Consider the following 19,255-nt stretch of genomic DNA (forward strand, 5'->3'; position numbering starts at 1 on the left):
GTCGCCATGAACAGCGAGGGCGGTCTGGCCGTCAACGCCTCGAAGGAGCACGGAGACACCGACCTGCGGCTCACCGAGGACGGGCTGCGGGAGCTGGTGCGGCGGATCGGCGGGCGGGGCGACCGCTGGATCGTGCTGCAGCGGGTCCCCGACCTGCCCGACGTGTTCGCCCAGGTGTGGCACAAGAAGCACGGGGACTACCGCCTGGAGCACCGCGCGGGCCCGGACCGGGACGCCTTCCACGGCACACATCTCAAGGACGTCGAGCAGGTGGCCGACGTGCTCCTCGGCTGGGCCCGGCGTACGGAGGGCTGGGACGCGGGCCCGGTCCGGGAGCCGGTCGGCATGGGGCCGCGCGAGGAGGTGCCCGAACTCCCTGACGCGGTGCGCGAGAAGCTGGAGAAGCACATACGTCTGTGACTGGCCTGCGGCTACGGCACCCGCGCGGATCTCGCCGAGTCGGCCGGGGACTTCCTCGCCGACGGTGCCGAACGGCCGGTGTCCGAAGCGCAGGCGCGGCAGCTCGTGGACCGGCTCTGGCTGGAACGGGTCGCCGAGACGGAGACCTGGGAGGGCGTCACCGACCCGGAGCGGGTCACCCGGGCGTTCGCGGCGCCGGAGGACAGCGGCATCCGGCCAGGGAGAACTTCGCCTGCTGCCGGGGCTGCGGCATGACGGAGATCGGCGCCGAGCGCGAGGGCGCGCGCGGGTTCGTCTTCTTCCACCGGCAGGTCACCGAGCACGCGGCCGAGGGCCATGGACTGACCCTGCACTACGGCGGGTTCGACGGCTCGACCGCCACGACGACCGCGGTCGGCAGGGAGGTCGTGGCCGCGCTGACCGCGGCCGGACTGTCCACGGACTGGGACGGCGACCCGGGCAAGGCCATCTCCGTGGAACCCCTCGACTGGCTCAAACACCTGGTGGAATAGGGGAAAAGGGGGTCGGGGGCCGCCCGGCGAAGTGTCCGGACCGTGAGAGAGGGGTCCGCCGCGGCGGGGGTGTCTGCTTCAATGGGCACATGGCCAGCTTCCAGAAGATCATCGCGACGGGTCGCCATGACCTCGAGCCCTTCTGGCCCTCCCGTCAGCACCACGACTTCGACCGGGTGTGTTGCCGCGCGGTGAACGCGCGGGCCCTCTAAAGCCGCACACCCCGGCCTTCGGCCCAGCGCGCAACGACGTACGTCTCCCGGCGAGCCCGACCACGATCTGGCGGCCGCCGGACTTCCCGACGACCTCTCGCGCGAAAGAGCTGACCTCTCATGGCGACCTCTCCTTCCCTCACCACCGTTCCCGTCACGCCCCAGAACCCCGCCCGGCACCGGCTGCGCGCCGTCGGCCCGGACGAGGTCCCGGCCCTCGCCGACCTGCTGCCGCCCGGCGCCACCTGGCTCCCCGCGCCCCAGCACACAGTGCCCGCCCTGCCCGGCCGACCGCCGATGGTCGGCTATCTGGTCCTCGTCCCGGCCGACCAGCACCCGCCGCTGCCGCCGGAGCCGGCCGCCCCGGAGCTCACCGTCGACGACGACCTGTCCGCGGTCCGTATCGACACCGTCCAGCGCACCGCCGAGGTGGACGGCCGCCGACTCGACCTGACCTACCTGGAGTTCGAGCTGCTGGCCCATCTGGTGGCCCACCCGCACCGGGTGCACACCCGCGACCAGCTCGTCACCACGGTGTGGGGTTACGGCCATGTCGGCGACGGCCGCACGGTCGACGTCCACATCGCCCGGCTGCGCCGCAAGCTGGGCGAGGAGCACCGCCGGGCGATCCAGACCGTCCGCCGGGTCGGCTACAAGTACACGCCCCCGCAGGCGCGTTGAGCCGGGGCGGCGGGCCGGGCGCACCGGGGTGCCGCTCTGCCCGTGGCTAAGTCGCTTTCCTGCTGGGCCCCCGGCCGGGCAGAGTCACCCGCATGAGACTTCTGGTGCTGGGTGGTTCGCACTTCGTCGGGCGCTGTGTGGTGGAGGAGGCGGTGGGGCGGGGCTGGGAGGTGACCGTGTTCAACCGGGGACGGCAGGCGCCCGTCCCCGGTGTGCGCGCGCTCGTCGGGGACCGGAGCGCACCCGGTGGGCTGGACGCGCTCGCCGAGGGCGAGTGGGACGCCGTCGTGGACACCTGGTCGGGCGCGCCGAGCGCGGTGCTGGACACCGCCCGGCTGCTGCGCGGCCGGGCCGGCCGGTACGCGTATGTGTCGAGCTGCTCGGTGTACGCGTGGGCCCCACCCGCCGGGTACGCCGAGGACGCGCCGCTGGTCGGGGGCGCGGCGGCGGACGCCGGGCAGAGCGACTACGCGCGGGACAAGCGCGGCGGCGAGCTGGCCGTCGTGGAGGCCTTCGGCGAGGACGACTCGCTGCTGGTGCGGGCGGGGCTGATCCTCGGTCCGTACGAGAACATAGGCCGGCTGCCGTGGTGGCTGACCCGGATCGCCCGGGGCGGGCCGGTGCTGGCCCCGGGCCCCCGCGAGCTGCCGGTCCAGTTCGTGGACGCCCGTGACCTCGCCGCGTGGACGCTGGGCGCGGTGGAGCGGGGGGCTGGCGGACCGTTCAACCTGGTGAGCCCGCCCGGGCACGCGACGATGGGCGCGCTGCTCGAGGCGTGTGCCGAGGTCACCGGAGGAGCGGCCGAACTGCGCTGGACCGACCCGGACGTCGTCCTCGGCGCGGGCATAGAGCCGTGGACCCAGCTGCCCGTGTGGGTGCCGCCGGGCAGCGATCTGCACGACGCCCTGCACTCCGTGGACGTCTCGCGCGCGGTCGCGACGGGCCTTGCGTGCCGCCCGGTCGCCGAGACGGTCGCCGGCACCTGGGCCTGGCTGCGCGGCATCGGCGGGGCAGTGCCCCGGCGCCCGGACCGGCCCGTGGTCGGCCTGGACCCGGTGGTGGAGGCGAAGGTGCTTCAGACGCACGGGAGTTGACCCATCCCCGGAGGCGCGGCGAGGCGGCCGGGCGCCGGGCCGGGGCGTGCGACAGACGCGCCGCTAGGACCCTTCTGATGGATCTCCGTGGGAGAAGGAGCGGCGTTCGGTGCGTGCGATCGGCGTGCGGTGCGGAGGGTCATGTGGCGGAGCCACCCGTCCCTTCGCGCCGTGCGGCTGGGGGTACCTCCCACGCCCTTGAGGCAGTGGGGGAGGGCGTGCCGGGCGTCGCGACGCCGCGGAGATCCGTCAGAAGAGCCCTGGCCCCGGGGGTGTACCTGGCACCACCCCCGGGCCGGTCCCCCACCCCCGTGATCTCCACCCCCGCCGTCGGCGAGACTGGAGCCCGGTCGCAGAGAGGGCGGGGGACATGAACCGGACGAGGGCGCGGGACGCGCTGGTGGCGGCGGCGCGCGGGCTGGGGCTGGCGGTGGCGGCGTGGAGCGCGTCGATCGCGTTCAGCGTGCTGACCGTGCTGTCGGTCGCCTTCATCCCGCTGGGCATCGGCGTGCTGACCACTCCCTGGGTGGTGACCGGGCTGCGGGTGTACGCCGGCAAGCGCCGGGAACTGGCCGCGCGCTGGTCCGGTGTGGAGATACCGGCCCGCTACGCCCCCTTGCCCACGCCCGGCCGCGGTGGTGTCGCGGGCCGGGCCGAACTCACCGGGCTGCTGCTGCGGGACCCGGCGACCTTCCGGGATCTGCGCTGGCTGTGGGTGGACACCCTGGCCGGCGGGGGCGTGGCGGTCCTGGCACCGGCGCTGCTGGCGGAGGGTGTGATGGGCCTGCTGCTGGCGGCGGGGCTGTGGCGGCCGGTCGTGGCGGCGGAGGGCACCTACTGGTACACGTTCGTCCCCGTCTCCGGTCAGGGCACGGCCCTGCTCGCGGCCCTGCTCGGCTGTGTGTGGCTGGCGGTCGCCCTGCGCTGGAACCCGGTGCTGGTCCGGGCGCACTTCCGGCTAGCCCGGGCCGTGCTCGCGCCCGCCGGGACCGCCGAACTCACCCGCCGCGTCGAGCGGTTGACGGAGACCCGGCGCGACGCGGTCGACGCCTCGGCCGCCGAGCTGCGCCGCATCGAGCGCGATCTGCACGACGGGGCCCAGGCCCGGCTGGTCGCGATGGGCATGGACCTCGGCACCATCGAGATGCTGCTCGACAAGGACCCCGAGCAGGCCAGGCAGCTGATCGCGCGCGCCCGGCAGTCCTCCGTGGACGCCCTCGCCGAACTGCGCGACCTGGTGCGCGGCATCCATCCGCCGGTGCTGGCCGAACGCGGACTGGGCGACGCCGTCCGGGCGTTGGCGCTGCGGCTGCCGGTGGCCACCGAGGTCAGCGTGGATCTGGCCGGGCGCGCCCAGGCGCCGGTGGAGTCGGCGGCGTACTTCGCGGTCGGCGAGCTGCTCACCAACGCCGTCAAGCACTCCGGCGCCGACCGGGTCTGGGTGGACCTGCACCACACCGGGGGGCGGCTGTGCGCGAGCGTCACCGACAACGGCCGGGGCGGTGCGGTGGCCGCGGCCGGATCGGGGCTCGCCGGGGTGGAGCGGCGGCTGGGTACATTCGACGGCGTCCTGGCCGTCAGCTCCCCCGCGGGCGGCCCCACCATGGTCACCATGGAGATTCCGTGCGAGTTGTCCTAGCCGAGGACCTGTTCCTGCTGCGCGACGGCCTGGTCCGGCTGCTGGAGGCCTTCGGCTTCGAGATCGCGGCCGCGGTGGAGTCCGGCCCCGAGCTGGACCGCGCGCTGGCCGAGGAGAAGCCCGACGTGGCGGTGGTGGACGTGAGGCTGCCGCCCACGCACACCGACGAGGGGCTCCAGTGCGCGCTGCGGGCCCGCCGGGCCCGGCCGGGACTGCCCGTGCTGGTGCTCTCGCAGCACGTGGAGCAGCTGTACGCGCGCGAGCTGCTCGCCGACGGCACCGGCGGGGTCGGCTATCTGCTCAAGGACCGGGTGTTCGACGCGGAGTCGTTCGTGGACGCCGTACGCCGGGTCGCGGCGGGCGGTACGGCGATGGACCCGCAGGTGATCCAGCAGCTGCTGGCGCGCGGGTCCGGGGAGGACCGGCCGCTGGCCCGGCTGACGCCCCGGGAGAGCGAGGTGCTGGAGCTGATGGCGCAGGGGCGGTCCAACGCGGCGATCGCCGGGAAGCTGGTGGTGACCGAGCGGGCGATCGCCAAGCACACCGCGAACATCTTCACCAAGCTGGGCCTGGAGATCTCCGACGACGACAACCGGCGGGTGCTGGCGGTGCTGGCCTTCCTGGACCGGGACCGCTGAGGACGTGTCCGGTGAATGCCCCCATGTCCGGCCGTGGGACCGCTCCGGGGGCACCGTTCGTCACCGAGGGCTGCTGCTCATCAACACCGTGTCCGCACAAGGTCGTTGGAGCGTAGGAGTCCTGCGGCAATTTCCGGGACGGTTGAACACCCGTGGGACGCGGCCCGTATGGATGGGAGCCGCTTCACTCCTGTCGGGCGCCTCGATGCTGCCCCGCAAGGAAGTCAGAGGAGTTCCATGGGACGCAACACACGAAAACGCCGTACGCCGCTGGCCACCAAGGCCATAGCCGCATCGGCGGCCCTAGCGCTCGGTGGGGGCGGGCTGATCTGGGCGAACTTCTACGCTTCGGCGCACGAGTCGAACGACAGCTGGTCGGACCGGACGAAGGCGGCCGCGGTGCAGGTCGCCACGATCGACTGCCCCGACGTCGGACAGCAGCTCACCGATGTGCCGAACCAGGCCCGCGGAGAGGTCGACGGTGAACTGGCCACTCTGGACCAGCAGATCACCGAGTCCTACCAGCGGCTGGCGAGCACCCGGGACGCCCAGGCCCGGGACGCCAACTTCGTCCAGAACACCATTCTCCAGCCGTTGAAGGACCGCCGGAAGGCGATCATCGACCGTATCCAGCTGGAGATCACCCGGGTCGGGGGCAGCGCCCCCGAGAGCCTGGACGGTCTGGCAGGCTGTGCCGCCGCCCCCTCGGAGCAGCCCCAGACCAACGAGGGCGAGGCCGGTGGTGGTCAGCAGCAGGGCGACGGCCAGCAGGACGGCGGTCAGCAGGACGGCGGTCAGCAGGACGGCGGTCAGCAGGACGGCCAGAACGGCGACGGCGAGCAGGGCGACGGCCAGAACGGCGACGGCGGTCAGCAGCAGGGCAACGGCGGTCAGGCCGGCAACGGCCCCGTCGCCGCCGACTTCGTCGACATCACCACCGTCCAGCCGAACGTGCAGTCGCCGCGCCGCGGCCGCAACGCCTCCACGGGTACGTTCACCAGCAGTTGCGGGACGAACGGCAACAAGAAGTTCAACACCGACAACGTGATCGTCGCCCCCGGTGTCACCAACGGCGCCCACCACCTGCACGACTACGTGGGCAACCAGGCCAACGACGCCTTCGCGAACAACGACACGTTCGCGGCCGCCGGCACCACCTGCGCCAACCAGGGCGACAAGTCGTCGTACTACTGGCCGGTGCTGCGTGTGCAGGACGGCACGCAGGACTTCGACCAGAACAACGACGGCGGTGGCAAGGAAGGCAACGTCGGCCGGATCCTCCAGGCCAAGCAGGCTCAGATCAAGTTCGTCGGCAGCCCGAAGTCCAAGGTCGTGGCGATGCCGAAGTTCCTGCGGATCATCACGGGTGACGCCAAGACCACCACCAACGGTCTGGCCAACGCCAACGCGTCCTGGAGCTGCACCGGGTTCGAGAACCGGCAGCTGAAGGAGCAGTACCCGCTGTGCCCCCAGGGCAGTGACGTGGTGCGCACCTTCAAGTTCCAGAGCTGCTGGGACGGCCAGAACGTCGACAGCGCCAACCATCGCACCCACGTGGCGTTCGCCGACGCGAGCGGCCGCTGCCAGAACGGCTTCCAGGCCATTCCGCAGCTCGTCATGCGGCTCGTCTACGACGTGGACGCGCCGGTGATCGAGAACGGGCAGGTGAAGAACGCGATCGCGGTCGACGGATTCCCGGAGCAGCTGCACAAGCCGAGCACCGACCACGACGACTTCATCAACGTCTTCGACGAGAACCTGATGAACAAGATGGTCAAGTGCATCAACTCCGGGTCGCGCTGCAAGTGACACACCGGCGGTGACGCGCTGAGTCTCCCCACGGGAGAGCGGGCGGTGGGATTCCCCCCAGGAGATCCCACCGCCCGCTCGCGTGTGTGCTCAGTGACCGCCGCCCGAGTGGCCGGCCCCGTGGGACTCCCCCGAGGAGGCGCCGTGGGACTTGCCCTCCTCGATGGTGCCGCCGAGCGAACCGCGCAGGGCGGTGACGACCTCGGTCTCGCCGACCGCGACCCATTTGCGGCCGACCAGGTAGTGACCCCCGTAGTCCTTGGCCTCGTTGATCCACTCCCGCTGGCCGCGGTCGGTGGCGAAGGTCGCGAGGATGTACTTGCCGTCGTCGGTCTCGCAGATGGCCTGGCGGATCTCGTCGGCGTCGGTCTGCACGTCGGGGCGGCAGTCCGCCTCGGCGGCCAGGTGCTCCAGACTGCCGGAGGCGGTCGGTGGGACGGACTCGCCGCCGTCCTCGGAACCGCAGCCGGCCAGGGCCAGCAGGGTGGCGCCGAGCAGCGCGGTCGTGACGGGTCGGGACAGCCTCATCTGGTCCTCCGGGCGGGCGTGGGCAGGTGCCTCATGTCGATACGGCTGTGGTGCCCGGCCCGCTCAAATCTCCTGCCCCGGCGGGCACACGCGTGCGAGGGTAGGCCGATGGACAAGGACTGGGAAGACCGTGTGGCCGCCGCCTGGGCGACCTTCGACGACTACCCCGAGGAGGAGGCCGCCGCGTTCCGGGCGGTGATCGACGCCCTGGTCGCCGAACTGCCCGAGGGCAGCGCGGACGCTCCCTTCGAGCAGGCCTGCGCCTGGGACTCCACGGGCCACTCCGACCGGGCGGTCCCGCTGTACCGGGAGGCGCTGGCGCGCGGGCTCGCCGGGTACAAGGGGCGGCGGGCACGGATCCAGCTGTCCAGCTCGCTGCGCAACGTCGGACGGCCGGAGGAGGGCGTGCGGCTGCTCACCCCCGAACTGGAGGGTCCCCCGGACGAGTTGGACGACGCCGTACGGGCGACGCTGGCTCTGTGTCTGTCCAGTCTGGGCCGCGACCGGGAGGGCCTCTCGCTCGTGCTGGGCGCGCTGGCCCCTCATCTGCCGCGCTACCAGCGGTCGATGGCCGACTACGCGCGGGCGCTGGTGGAGTCCGGGGCCTGACGGGCCCGTGCGGCGGTGACCGACGCAACGTTCGCTCGTTCTGCTGAACGTGCAGTCACAGGATGTCGCCCCGCGCCCCGCACCCTCCTCCCCCGCCGACCCGGTGGTCGACGTCGAGCAGGCCGAGGCCGCGCTCGTCGAGCACTATCCGCGGCTGGTCCGGCTGGCCTATCTGGTGCTGCCGCCCGGCCTCGGCCGTGGCCGCAAGGTCCTGACCGCGCACGCCCTCGCCCAGCGCGCGCTGCCGCGCGGCCGCACCGCCGCGCCCGCGATCCCCGCCCAGGCCGGCGGCGCCCGCGCAGGCGACCCGGGCTACGCCTTCGTCCGGCTCCGGGTGCTGCGCACGGCCCTGGAGGCGAGCCTGCCGCTGACCTTCCGGGCCCGGCCCCGCCGCGCCCAGCTGCCCGCGCTGCTGCCGCAGGTGTGGGGCCTGAGGCTGTTCCCGCGCTCGGGCGGAGCCGACGAACTCGCCCTGGAGCAGCGGCTGTCGGCGCTGTCGGCCCCGGCCCGTGCGGCGTATGTGCTGCGCGGTCTGGAGCGGCTGGCCGACCCGGACGTGCTGCGGGTGCTGGAGGCCGCGGGGGTGGAGTACCCCGAGGACGCGCTGGAGGAGGCCGACGAGGAGCCCGCCCGGTACGCGCTGCTGGAGTCCCCCGAGTTCGACGCGTGCTCGCTCCAGGCGCGGCCGACCGGTCTGATGCGGCGCCGCCAGCATCTCAAGGCCGCGCTCGCCGCGACCGCTGCCGTGCTGGTGTGCGGGGCGCTGCTGGGGCTGCCCGGCGACGGCTGGGGCCGGGACGGTGCCGCCGCCCCGCCGTACGCGCGCAACCCCTCGGCCGAGGCCGCGCTGGACCCGGGCAAGCTGCTGAAGGTGGCGCCCGCGGCCTGGCAGAGCTCGGCGCGCACCGACTTCTCGGTGTGGCCGGCCCGCGGCGAGCTCACCGGGGACCGGGCCCTGCTGCGCCGGGCGCTCGCGGTGTGGGCGCGCCCCGGCGAGCGGGTGCATGTCTCGGTGACCCCCGGCACGCCCTCGGGCGGCCCGCCCGGACCGGCCCAGCTGCTGTACGCGGGCGACGTCGGCAACGCGCGGGTCGTGATCCTCTACGACGGTCAGCGCATCGTCCGGTACGCCGAGCCGAGGGACGGCACGGCGGGGGCGGCGATCGACTTCGCGCGGGTCGACGGCGCGGGCGAGGCGGAGGCGGGCGCGGTGGTGCTGGACCGGGCCGACGGCAATGTGCGCTATCTGACGGCGCCCTGGGTGACGAAGGCGGCCGAGCGGGACCTGATGAAGCCGGGGGCGGGGGCCATGGAGCTCACCGTCACCGACGGGGTCACCTCGCCGCTGGCCAGCCCGGCCACCAGGGCCGGTGCCTGTACGTCCTGGAACGTGCTGGAGCTCTCCGGCGGTGAGGGCGGACGGCTGGCCACCGACCTCGGCGAGCTGGTGCCGGCCCGGCTGACCACGGGGCGGCCGGGGTCGGCCCGTGACGCGACCGGCGCCGGGGCGCTGCGTACCTGGGCGCCGTACGCCTGCTCCCTGGTGGACATGCGGGGGCAGGGCGTGCGCACCGTCAACGCGTGGAGCTACGCGTCGCAGTCGCTGCCGGACTCGGGCGGCACCGCCGACTGGGTGTGCACCCGGGCGGAGACCTGGCGGGGCGGGGGGCAGCGGGTGCTGGCGCAGTTCCGCACGCCGGGCGGGGCGGTCGGGGCGGTGGTGGCGAAGGCGGAGAACGTTTCGGCCTGTGGGGCGAAGGTACCGCCGGTGGTGGCCGGGGTGTTGTGGAAGTCGGGGGCGGGGGTCTGGTATCTGCTGGCGGCGGGGAGTGAGGACGTGGAGTCCGTCCGGACGAGTGGTGGGGTCGAGGGGGCGGCGGAGGGTCATCTGCTGGCCGTCGAGGCGGAGCAGGGGGTTCAGGCCCGGCTGAAGGGTGTTCTTGAGGACGGGCGGGTGATCAGCGGGCTGGGGTAGGGGGCGGGGTCTCGTCTGCCTGGTTGCTGTTGTCTGCCGGCTGCGGCCCGGTTCTCGGCTGGTCGCGCAGTTCCCCGCGCCCCCTTCGGGGCGCTGCTGCCCGGGCCCCTTCAGGAGCCCTGGCCGCCCGGCGCCGGTCGCGACCGCACGGCAGAGCCGCACGTCGAACACAGCCCCGCGCCCCTTGGAGGCGTTGCCCCTCCCTCGGTCGCGAACGACGGCTCGCACACTGAAGGGGCCCGGGCGACAACGTCCTGAAGGGGCGCGGGGAACTGCGCGACCAGCCCAGGACCACCCGCACCCGGCGAACGACAGCACCACCCGCCCCGGGTCCCTGCCGCCGGTCGGCAAAGTCGGTGCACAAGGGGTTCCCGTCACCCTTACCCATCAGTACATTGACAGCATGTCTAACAAGCAGGGCCGTCTTCCCCGGCCGGTCGAGGTCGAGCGGGTCGCGCTCAAGGCGCGGAAGGTGTCCTTCGCCTGGGAGGACACCCCGCTGCACTGGGTGCCCGGCGATCCGTTCACCACGCACACCATCAACGTGCTGCATCTGCTGCTGCCGGCGGGCGAGCGGTGGTTCGTGCATGTGTACAAGCAGGTGCTCCCGTACATCCGGGACGAGGAGCTGCGGCAGGACGTCATCGGGTTCATCGGCCAGGAGGCCATGCACTCCCAGGCCCATGACGAGGTGCTGCCGCACCTCAGGGAACAAGGGCTCGACCCGACGCCGTACACCGCGCAGGTGGACTGGATGTTCGAGAAGCTGCTGGGCGACCGGACGCTGCCGCCGGGCCGGGCGCGGCGATGGTGGCTGATGGAGCGGGTCGCGCTGATCGCGGCGATCGAGCACTACACGGCGTTCCTCGGCGACTGGGTGCTCAACGCCGAGGAGCTGGACCGGCGCGGGGCCGACCCCACGATGCTGGACCTGCTGCGCTGGCACGGCGCGGAGGAGGTCGAGCACCGGTCCGTCGCCTTCGACCTGTTCATGCACGTCGACGGCAGCTACCGGCGCCGCGCGCGCACCTGGGCGACGGCGTTCGCGACGCTGGTGTTCCTGTGGCAGCGCGGGGCGCGGTTCTTCATGGAGAACGACCCGACGGTGCTGGACGGCAAGGCCTCCTTCAAGGACTTCTATCTGCGCGGCAGGCAGGGCACGCTGCCCGCGACCGGGGACATGCTCCGGTCGATCCCGACCTATCTCAGCCGCTCGTACCACCCCTCGCAGGAGGGCTCCACCGCCCAGGCGGTGGCGTATCTGGAGAGTTCTCCGGCCGCGCTGGCCGCCGAGAAGGGGGCCGCGTGATGCCCAGGCCGCTGACCGTCGTCGCCGTCGCCGGTGCCGCCCTGCTCGTCCGGCGGGCCATGCGCCGCCGGATCCAGGCCTCCCCGCTGTGGCCGATGCCCGCGCTGGAGGAGCCGGTCTCGGGCCGCCCGCGCTCACGGGCGCTGCGGCTGCTGGTGACCGCGCACCAGGAGATCGCCTACGGGGTGGTCCGGCTGCGGCTGGAGGGCCACGGCCTGCCCCGCTGGGAGCCCGGCGCGCATCTGGACCTCGTGCTGCCGTCGGGACTGGTGCGGCAGTACTCGCTGTGCGGCGACCCCGCGGACACCTCCTCCTACACGGTCGCCACCCGGCTGGTGCCGGACGGGCGGGGCGGCTCGCGCGAAGTGCACGAGCAGGTGCGCGAGGGAATGGAGCTGGAGGTGCGCGGGCCGCGCAACCGGTTCCCGCTCGTCGAGGCCGGGTCGTACGTGTTCGTCGCGGGCGGCATCGGGATCACCCCGGTGCTGTCGATGCTGCGGTCGCTGCCGGAGGGCGCCGCGTGGCGGCTGCTGTACTGCGGGCGGAGCCGGGCGTCGATGCCGTTCCTGGAGGACGTGCTCGAGCTCGGCGGCGACCGGGTCACCGTCGTGGCCGAGGACGAGGCCGGACCGCCCGGCCTGGACGGGTTCCTCGCGGACCTGCCCGAGGGCGCCGCGGTGTACTGCTGCGGGCCCGAGGGGCTGATGGCGGCCGTGGAGGAGCGGGTGCCGGACGTCCGGCTGGAGCGGTTCTCGCCCCGCGCCTCCCTCGACGGCAACCGCGAGTTCGAGGTCGAACTGGCCCGCAGCGGGCGGACGTTGACCGTGGGCTCCGGCACCACCGTGCTGGCGGCGGTGCGGGCGGAGCTGCCGGACACCCTCTACTCCTGCGAGCAGGGGTTCTGCGGCACCTGCCAGCAGCGGGTGCTGGAGGGCGAGGTGGACCACCGGGACGAACTGCTCACGGACGGCGAGCGGGACGACTCGATGCTGATCTGTGTGTCCCGGGCCCGCGGTGACCGTCTCGTGCTCGACATGTGAGGAAGCCGGGGAGCATCGTGGTCGGTCCGGTCCGTTCGGGGCCGGATCCGATCGGTAAGGTGTTCGCATGTCTACCGGGGTACGCCGCAGGATGGGAGTCGAGGAGCGCCGGCAGCAGTTGATCGGGGTCGCTCTCGAACTGTTCAGCCGCCGCTCCCCCGACGAGGTGTCCATCGACGAGATAGCCGCGGCCGCCGGCATCTCGCGCCCGCTGGTCTACCACTACTTCCCGGGCAAACTCAGCCTGTACGAGGCCGCGTTGAAGCGCGCCTCCGAGGATCTGGCGAGCCGGTTCAGCGAGCCGCACGACGGCCCGCTCGGGGCCCGGCTGCTGCGGGTGATGCACCGGTTCTTCGCGTTCGTGGACGAGCACGGCCCCGGCTTCTCCGCGCTGATGCGCGGCGGTCCTGCGGTGGGCTCCTCCACGACCAACGCCCTCGTCGACTCCGTGCGCCAGGCCGCCTACGAGCAGATCCTGTCCCACCTCGGCGTCACCGATCCGCCGGCCCGGCTGGAGCTGGTCGTGCGCTCCTGGATCTCGCTCGCCGAGTCCACCGCGCTGATCTGGCTGGACGGGCGGCGCATCCCGCGCGAGGAACTGGAGTCCCAGCTCGTGCAGAACCTCGGCGCGCTGCTCGCGGTGAGCGCCGGGCACGACGAGGAGATGGCCGTCCTGCTGCGGCCCCTGCTGAAGCAGGAGCCGGGCGACGGCCCGTTCGCGGACCTGGTCACCCGGCTCGTCGCCCTCGCGTCCTGAGCCTCACGCGGCTCACCCGCCTCTAGCGGTCGAACTTCCGGTAGGAGGCGTCCAGCTCGCGCACCTCCGCGGAGGCGTGCAGGGTGACGCCGTCCTCCGGCTCGATGTACCGACGCAGCAGTTCCAGCACGGCCTCCGTCAGCCGTGCCTTCGTCTCCTCGGAGCGGCCGGCCAGGAGCCCGACGGTGACATGCACCAGGGCGTGTCCGGCGTCCTCGGGGTCGTCGTAGCCGTAGGCCGAGAGGCAGTCGTACCTGATCAGCGTCTTGCACGACTCGGGCTTGGCCGCGGCGATCTCGACGACGGCCTCGTGCAGGGCCCGGGTGAAGCCGTCGACGTCGAAGGCGTCCTCCACCGGGTTCGAGTAGTCGACGGTGATCTGCGGCATGGGGTGCTCCTTGCTCGCCGGGCGGGTTCTCCGGGGGAGTCTTCGGGGGACAGAAGCACCTTAGGGCCTGCCCGGCGGAATCCGCCGGGCAGGCCCTGACAGTGCGGTCCGGGGTCAGCCGGCCCGGGTGAACACCGCCACGGTGCGGGCCGGGACCGTGAAGGTGCCCGAGTCCGCGGTGTAGGCCGCGTTCTTCACCACGGCGTCCGAGCCTGCGGCCTGCACCGGGTGCAGCGCGTAGCCGGTCCCGGCGAGGTCCGCGAGGCGCTGGCGCTGCTCCTGCGGGGTGGCGTTGAAGACGACGACCAGGTCACCGAGGCGCATGGTGATCACGCCCGGCGTCTCCTCGGTGCCCGAGAGCGGGAAGGAGAGCTTCGCCTGCACCTGCTCGGCGGTGCCGAGGGAGAAGGCTCCTTCCGTCGTACGGATCTTCAGCAGGTCCTGGTAGGCCGCCGAGGCGCCCTGGATCTGCTCGCAGCCGACCTTCAGCTTGCCCAGCAGGGGCTTGGCGAAGGGCCACTTGGAGGCGTTGTCCGCCGCCGGGGGCAGACCGCGGCCGAAGCCGTTGCCGTCGGCGCAGTTCCAGTGGATGGCGTTGAACCAGTCGCCGCTGTCGTAGGAGTTGCGGTCCAGCGACTTGGAGCGCAGCAGGTCGGAGCCGGCCTGGGAGAGCGCCGGGCCCTGCGAGAGGGCGGCGGTCGCCATCGCGAGGACCTGCATCCGGGCCCGCTCGTCCGCGCCGACCGTGTCGGGCAGCTTGAACGCGAGGGCGTCGAACAGCGACTCGTTGTCGTGCGCGTCGGCGTAGGCGAGGGCGTCGCCGGGGGCGTCCGCGTAGCCGGCCGGTGAGCCGTTGTAGTCGACCTCGGAGCCCTTGACCTCCTTGCCGCCGGTGTCGGTGAAGCGGTAGCCGGCGAGGTTGCCGGACAGCCCGACCTTGATCAGGTCCTGGTAGTGCAGGAGACGGGCCCTCTGCTCGGCCTCGGTGCCGTTCGCCGTGGAGGAGTTGGGCTCGTTGTAGAGGCCGGAGGCGAAGCCCTGGACGCCGGGGTCGGAGTCGAAGGGGCCGCCGCCGCGCACCGCGTCACGGGCCCGGTCGGAGAAGGTGGCGATGCCGGTGCCGGCCATGTTGAGCTGCGTGGCCTGGACGAAGCGGGCGTCGTCGGCGATCTCGCCGAAGTTCCAGCCCTCGCCGTACAGGATGATCTTCTTGCCGTCGACGCCGTCCTTCTCGAGGGTGAGGGCGTCGAGGGCCTTGCGCACGGCCAGGATGTTGGCCTTGGGGTGGTGGCCCATCAGGTCGAAGCGGAAGCCGTCGACCTTGTACTGCCTGGCCCAGGTGACCACCGAGTCGACGACGAGCTTGCCCATCATGGCGTTCTCGGTGGCGGTGTTGGAGCAGCAGGTGCTGTTGGCGACGGAGCCGTCGGCCAGCAGGCGCTGGTAGTAGCCGGGCACGATCTGGTCGAGGACGGACGTCCTGGCCTGACCGCTGGACGCGGTGTGGTTGTAGACGACGTCCATGACGACGCGCAGGCCGTCCTCGTTCAGCGCCTTGACCATCTTGCGGAACTCGACCGTGCGGGCGGTGCCGTTCGGGTCGGTGGCGTAGGAGCCCTCAGGGACGGTGTAGTGGAACGGGTCGTAGCCCCAGTTGTAGGCGTCCTTGGCGGCGGCCTTCGCGACGCACTCCTGCTGCTGCTCGGAGTCGGCGGCGAAGGAGGCCAGGTCGCAGTCCGGGGTGGTCCGGTCGGACTTCTTCTCGGGGATCGTGGCGATGTCGAACACGGGCAGCAGGTGCACGTACGAGGTGCCGGCCGAGGCCAGGTCGCGCAGGTGCCTGGAGCCGTCGCTGTCCTTGTCCGCGAAGGCCAGGTAGGTGCCGGGGTTCTTGGCGGTCCGGTCCTCCACGGAGAAGTCCCGGACGTGCAGTTCCTGGATCTGCGCGTCCTTCAGCGGGACGGCCGCGGGCTTGGTGTACGTGCTCCAGCCGTCCGGCGTGAGGGTCTTGTCGGCGAGGTCGACGACGAGACTGCGCTCGGAGTCGGTGGTGAGGGCGAGCGCGTAGGGGTCGGTGACCTTGTTGGTGACGACCTTGCGGACGCTGGGCGCCCACACCTTCACGATGTACCGGTACGGCTTGTTCTTCCAGCCGGCGGGGCCGGTGACGGACCAGACGCCGGTCGCGGCGTCGCGGCTCATCGCGACCGTGGTGCCGTCCAGCTCCAGGTCGACGCTCTGGGCAGTGGGGGCCCAGACCGACAAAGTGGGACGGCCGTCCTTGAACACCGGGCCGAGGCCGGCGCCGGTCGCGTCGTAGAGGTCGTCGAGGACGCCCGCGATCTGCACGCCGGTCGCGGTGAGCACGGCGCCGTTGGCGGCGCGCTGGGCGGCGACGAGCTGTCCGTTCAGGGCCTGGCGGACCCGGTCGCGGTCACGGGGGTCGACGGAGTAGGCGGTGTAGTTCCGCAGGTGCGGGAACTTCGCCTTCTGGGCGTCGGTGAGGTCGGTCTTCCCCAGTCGCAGCCAGCGCTCGTCGGTGCTGGTCAGCGCCCCGTCCTTGACCTCGATGGAGCCGGTGCGGGAGTAGAGCAGCTGGGTGGAGGCGGCGGCCTCGGAGCCGTTCCAGGCGATCGTGTTCCGGTCGATCCAGACCGCCTTGGAGGTGGTCAGGTCGAGCGCGGCCGCGGAGCCCTCGGGCTGCGGGAGCAGGTACTTCTCCTGGCCGCTCAACAGCCACACCTCGTGCCCGTTCGCGGCGAGGTCCAGGGACTGGTCGGCGGGCAGGTCCTTCTCGTCGCCCTTGTGCAGGATGTAGCTGAGGCTGGTGGCACCCTCGGTGAGCGGCACCTCGAAGACAGCGCCATAGGCATCAGTCTTCACCGGCTTCAGGGGGTTCGACCACTCGGTGGGGTTCGCGGCACCGGTCCAGGTGTGCAGGCCCCAGCCGTCGTAGTCGCCGTCGGCGCGGTGGTAGTGCAGGACGGCCTTGGACTTGTCCTGGGCCGGGTACTCGGCGGCCGGGCGCTCGGTGAGGACGGTGTCCTTGCCCTGTTCGATCCAGATCTCACCGGTCTTGGTGACGTCGATGGAGCGGTCGGCGGAGACGTCCTTGTTGCCCTGCTTGTCGATCACCAGGAAGCCGACGTTCGAGGCGCCCGGCTTGAGCTTGACGTAGGCGAACGCCCCGTAGGCGTCGCGGCCGGTGAAGGGGTGGCTGTCCGGCCAGTTCTTCCCCTCGCCCTCGGCGATGTCGCCCCAGGGGTACAGGCCCCAGTCGGCGTAGTCGCCGTCCGCGCGCTTGTAGTGGACGACCGCGTAGTCGCGCGAGGACGCGCTGGGGATCTCCTCGGCCGGCGCGGTGCCGGTGGTGGAGGCGGCGGTGGCGGCGGCCGTGCGGCCGGCCGAGTCGATCACGACGGCCTTGTAGCGCAGGGCCGTGCCGGCCGGCACGTCCTTGCCGATGACCTGGGTGACCTTGTACGGGGCGTGGTCGGCGGAGCCGAGGACGCGCCAGGCGCCGGTGCCGGTCTGGGCGGCGAAGACCACGCGGTTGAGCTGTCCGCCCTCGACGTCGGCGGTCAGCTCGACGGTGCCGGTGGCACCGGCGGCGGGGGCCTTGAGGGTGAGCGTGGGCTTGACGGCGGGGGCGGCGGGCCGGGCGGCGGCCTTGTAGACCACGGCGGAGCCGGCCGGGACGGTGACGGTGACCTTGCGGTCGGCGTCCGAGGTCAGCGCGCCCGTGGCACCGTAGATGCCGTTGTAGCGCATGGCCGCGGCGCCGGTCGCGAAGGTCGCCGACTTCGCCTCGCCCGCGTTGTTGAAGGCGACGACGTACTCGGTGCCGGTCTTCGCGTCGGTGCGGGAGAAGGCGTAGACGCCGGCCCCGTCGGCGGAGTAGCGCTCGGTCTGGATGCCGTCGGCGAGGGCCGGGTTGGCCTTGCGGAGCTTGGCGAGCGCGCTGATCTGCCGGTAGAGCGGCGCCCGGGTGTCGTACGCGTCGCTGGCGTGCGTACGGGCCGTGCCGAGCTGGTCGTCGTCGAGGTAGTCGGCGGTGCGCGAGGCGAACATCGTCTGGCGGGCGTCCTTGTCGCCGCCCGCGCCGGTGAAGCCCTGCTCGTCGCCGTAGTAGACGACCGGGTTGCCGCGGCTGAGGAACATCAGCTCGTTGGCGAGCCGGTCCTTCTTCAGCAGCTCGGCGTCGGAGGCGTTCGGGTTGTCCTGCTTCAGGAACGTCCCGATACGGCCCATGTCGTGGTTGCCGAGGAAGCTGACCTGCTCGTAGGCGTTGGCCTTGTCGGTCGTGTACTTGTAGTCGTCACCGAAGACGGCTGCGAGCTTCTTGGCGCTGCCGCCCTGGGAGGCGTACTGCCGTGCCGCCTCCTGGAAGGGGAAGTCGAGGGTGGAGTCGAGGCGGCCCTGGGTGACGTACGGCGAGGTGATGGAGGTGTCGGCGGAGTAGACCTCGCCGAACATGAAGAAGTCGTCGCGGCCCTGGGCCTTGGCGTAGGCGTCCAGCGCGGTGGCCCACTGGGTCCAGAACTCCAGGTTGACGTGCTTGACCGTGTCGATGCGGAAGCCGTCGATGTCGAAGTCGCGCACCCAGCGCTGGTAGATGCGCTCCATGCCGGTGACGACCTCGGGGCGCTCGGTCCACAGGTCGTCCAGGCCGGAGAAGTCGCCGTGCAGGGCGTTCTCCCCGGCGAAGGTCGAGTCGCCGCGGTTGTGGTACATCCGCGTGTCGTTGAGCCAGGAGGGGACCTTGACGTTCTTCTTGGCCGCGGGGACCGTCGGGGTGCGCGGGAAGGAGTCCTTGTCCACGCGCGGGAAGCGGCTGCCGCCCGCCGCGTAGTCGGCGTCGTCGAAGGGGCGGCCTTCCTTCGTCAGGTACGGGAAGGCGCCCTTGGAGAGATAGCCGTAGGACTTCTCCTCGTAGTCGACGACGTCGGCGGTGTGGTTGGTGATGACGTCGAAGAAGACCTTCATCCCCTTGGCGTGCGCCGCGTCGATGAGCTTCTCGAGGTCGGCGTTGGTGCCGAAGTGCGGGTCGACCTGGGTGAAGTCGGTGATCCAGTAGCCGTGGTAGCCGGCCGAGGCGTTCGCGCCGGTGCCCTGCACGGGCTGGTTCTTGAAGATGGGCGCCATCCAGATGGAGGTGGTGCCCAGGCCCTTGATGTAGTCGAGGCGCTTGGTCAGACCCTTGAGGTCGCCGCCCTGGTAGAAGCCCTTGTCGGTGGGGTCGTACCCGGTGGTGAGGCGGGAACCGGTGAGCCCGCCGCGGTCGTTGGAGGCGTCGCCGTTGGCGAAGCGGTCCGGGAGCACGAAGTAGAACTGCTCACGGGTGAGGTCGTGGCGCGCGGCCGCCTTGGCGAGGGCCGCGTCCGAGGGCGGAGGCGGCGGCGAGGCGGCCTCGGCGGCGAGCGGCTGGACCAGGGCCGCGGCGAGCGCGGCGACGGCGACCGCCGCTGTCCTTCTGCCCTGTCCGCCCTGCGCGGTGCGGCGCGTCCCAGGCGCCGTCCATCTGGGTATCACAGGTGTGAACTCCTTGCGATTACGGCTCATTCGGGTCCGACCCCGCGCGGACCGTACCTCTGACGCAACGCTTGCAGCAAGGGTCGTGAAAGTAACGGAAAAGAATTTCACG

14 protein-coding genes and 1 pseudogene are annotated in these 19,255 nt (G+C 72.2%); 12 read left to right on the top strand and 3 right to left on the bottom strand.

Features of this window, described 5'->3' with window-relative positions; all coding sequences use genetic code 11:
- Positions 1-6: 6 nt before the first annotated feature.
- The 7 genes and pseudogenes from ACZ6SQ_RS04745 to ACZ6SQ_RS04775 all read left to right on the top strand — a co-directional run bounded on the left by ACZ6SQ_RS04745 (position 7) and on the right by ACZ6SQ_RS04775 (position 7,005).
- Positions 7-932 (top strand): annotated as a pseudogene (locus tag ACZ6SQ_RS04745) (DUF6891 domain-containing protein).
- A gap of 89 nt (positions 933-1,021) precedes the next feature.
- Positions 1,022-1,144: a hypothetical protein gene (locus ACZ6SQ_RS04750; RefSeq protein ID WP_386384925.1), complete on the top strand. Its 123-nt coding sequence runs from the start codon at positions 1,022-1,024 to the stop codon at positions 1,142-1,144.
- Positions 1,145-1,264: 120 nt separating this feature from the next.
- A complete protein-coding gene (locus ACZ6SQ_RS04755) occupies positions 1,265-1,825 on the top strand; it encodes a winged helix-turn-helix domain-containing protein (RefSeq protein WP_469556742.1) in 561 nt (186 codons plus the stop codon).
- Between the two features lie 92 nt (positions 1,826-1,917).
- Positions 1,918-2,919 carry an NAD-dependent epimerase/dehydratase family protein gene (locus tag ACZ6SQ_RS04760; RefSeq protein ID WP_469556743.1) on the top strand — a complete coding sequence of 334 codons (1,002 nt, stop codon included), beginning with the start codon at positions 1,918-1,920 and terminating at the stop codon, positions 2,917-2,919.
- 370 nt (positions 2,920-3,289) lie between these two features.
- Positions 3,290-4,558 (top strand): sensor histidine kinase, encoded by a 1,269-nt coding sequence (locus tag ACZ6SQ_RS04765; RefSeq protein ID WP_469556744.1) that lies wholly within the window; start codon positions 3,290-3,292, stop codon positions 4,556-4,558.
- On the top strand, positions 4,543-5,196 hold the full coding sequence (locus ACZ6SQ_RS04770) for a LuxR C-terminal-related transcriptional regulator (RefSeq protein WP_469556746.1): 654 nt from the start codon (positions 4,543-4,545) through the stop codon (positions 5,194-5,196). Before ACZ6SQ_RS04765 ends, ACZ6SQ_RS04770 begins: the two co-directional genes overlap by 16 nt.
- A 237-nt stretch (positions 5,197-5,433) precedes the next feature.
- Positions 5,434-7,005 carry a DUF1996 domain-containing protein gene (locus tag ACZ6SQ_RS04775; RefSeq protein WP_469556747.1) on the top strand — a complete coding sequence of 524 codons (1,572 nt, stop codon included), beginning with the start codon at positions 5,434-5,436 and terminating at the stop codon, positions 7,003-7,005.
- A gap of 90 nt (positions 7,006-7,095) precedes the next feature.
- Here the strand turns inward: ACZ6SQ_RS04775 and ACZ6SQ_RS04780 are convergent, their stop codons facing one another.
- The gene (locus ACZ6SQ_RS04780) at positions 7,096-7,533 is read right to left on the bottom strand and encodes a hypothetical protein (RefSeq protein ID WP_469556749.1); all 438 of its coding nucleotides are present in this window, start codon (positions 7,531-7,533) and stop codon (positions 7,096-7,098) included.
- Positions 7,534-7,641: 108 nt separating this feature from the next.
- Between ACZ6SQ_RS04780 and ACZ6SQ_RS04785 the strand changes: the two genes are divergently transcribed.
- The 5 genes from ACZ6SQ_RS04785 to ACZ6SQ_RS04805 all read left to right on the top strand — a co-directional run bounded on the left by ACZ6SQ_RS04785 (position 7,642) and on the right by ACZ6SQ_RS04805 (position 13,223).
- The gene (locus tag ACZ6SQ_RS04785; protein ID WP_469556750.1) at positions 7,642-8,142 is read left to right on the top strand and encodes a tetratricopeptide repeat protein; all 501 of its coding nucleotides are present in this window, start codon (positions 7,642-7,644) and stop codon (positions 8,140-8,142) included.
- Between the two features lie 49 nt (positions 8,143-8,191).
- Positions 8,192-10,117, top strand: a complete 1,926-nt coding sequence (locus ACZ6SQ_RS04790) for a hypothetical protein (RefSeq protein ID WP_469556751.1) — start codon at positions 8,192-8,194, stop codon at positions 10,115-10,117.
- 403 nt (positions 10,118-10,520) lie between these two features.
- The gene (locus tag ACZ6SQ_RS04795; protein WP_469556753.1) at positions 10,521-11,426 is read left to right on the top strand and encodes a metal-dependent hydrolase; all 906 of its coding nucleotides are present in this window, start codon (positions 10,521-10,523) and stop codon (positions 11,424-11,426) included.
- On the top strand, positions 11,426-12,466 hold the full coding sequence (locus tag ACZ6SQ_RS04800; protein WP_469556755.1) for a PDR/VanB family oxidoreductase: 1,041 nt from the start codon (positions 11,426-11,428) through the stop codon (positions 12,464-12,466). Before ACZ6SQ_RS04795 ends, ACZ6SQ_RS04800 begins: the two co-directional genes overlap by 1 nt.
- A gap of 67 nt (positions 12,467-12,533) precedes the next feature.
- On the top strand, positions 12,534-13,223 hold the full coding sequence (locus ACZ6SQ_RS04805; RefSeq protein WP_469556757.1) for a TetR/AcrR family transcriptional regulator: 690 nt from the start codon (positions 12,534-12,536) through the stop codon (positions 13,221-13,223).
- A gap of 22 nt (positions 13,224-13,245) precedes the next feature.
- Here ACZ6SQ_RS04805 and ACZ6SQ_RS04810 read toward each other — a convergent pair whose 3' ends face one another.
- Together ACZ6SQ_RS04810 and pulA are read right to left on the bottom strand one after the other, a co-directional pair.
- The gene (locus ACZ6SQ_RS04810; protein ID WP_469556759.1) at positions 13,246-13,611 is read right to left on the bottom strand and encodes a 5-carboxymethyl-2-hydroxymuconate Delta-isomerase; all 366 of its coding nucleotides are present in this window, start codon (positions 13,609-13,611) and stop codon (positions 13,246-13,248) included.
- Positions 13,612-13,725: 114 nt separating this feature from the next.
- Entirely contained in the window at positions 13,726-19,143 is a 5,418-nt protein-coding gene (gene pulA / locus ACZ6SQ_RS04815) for a pullulanase-type alpha-1,6-glucosidase (protein ID WP_469556760.1), read from the bottom strand.
- Positions 19,144-19,255: the final 112 nt, after the last annotated feature.

Source organism: Streptomyces sp. NPDC048600 (assembly GCF_055587025.1).

Coding starts and splice junctions, on each gene's coding strand:
- ACZ6SQ_RS04750 (WP_386384925.1), top strand. CDS start 1,022: ATGGCCAGCTTCCAGAAGATCATCGCGACGGGTCGCCATGACCTCGAG.
- ACZ6SQ_RS04755 (WP_469556742.1), top strand. CDS start 1,265: ATGGCGACCTCTCCTTCCCTCACCACCGTTCCCGTCACGCCCCAGAAC.
- ACZ6SQ_RS04760 (WP_469556743.1), top strand. CDS start 1,918: ATGAGACTTCTGGTGCTGGGTGGTTCGCACTTCGTCGGGCGCTGTGTG.
- ACZ6SQ_RS04765 (WP_469556744.1), top strand. CDS start 3,290: ATGAACCGGACGAGGGCGCGGGACGCGCTGGTGGCGGCGGCGCGCGGG.
- ACZ6SQ_RS04775 (WP_469556747.1), top strand. CDS start 5,434: ATGGGACGCAACACACGAAAACGCCGTACGCCGCTGGCCACCAAGGCC.
- ACZ6SQ_RS04780 (WP_469556749.1), bottom strand. CDS start 7,533: ATGAGGCTGTCCCGACCCGTCACGACCGCGCTGCTCGGCGCCACCCTG.
- ACZ6SQ_RS04785 (WP_469556750.1), top strand. CDS start 7,642: ATGGACAAGGACTGGGAAGACCGTGTGGCCGCCGCCTGGGCGACCTTC.
- ACZ6SQ_RS04795 (WP_469556753.1), top strand. CDS start 10,521: ATGTCTAACAAGCAGGGCCGTCTTCCCCGGCCGGTCGAGGTCGAGCGG.
- ACZ6SQ_RS04800 (WP_469556755.1), top strand. CDS start 11,426: ATGCCCAGGCCGCTGACCGTCGTCGCCGTCGCCGGTGCCGCCCTGCTC.
- ACZ6SQ_RS04805 (WP_469556757.1), top strand. CDS start 12,534: ATGTCTACCGGGGTACGCCGCAGGATGGGAGTCGAGGAGCGCCGGCAG.
- ACZ6SQ_RS04810 (WP_469556759.1), bottom strand. CDS start 13,611: ATGCCGCAGATCACCGTCGACTACTCGAACCCGGTGGAGGACGCCTTC.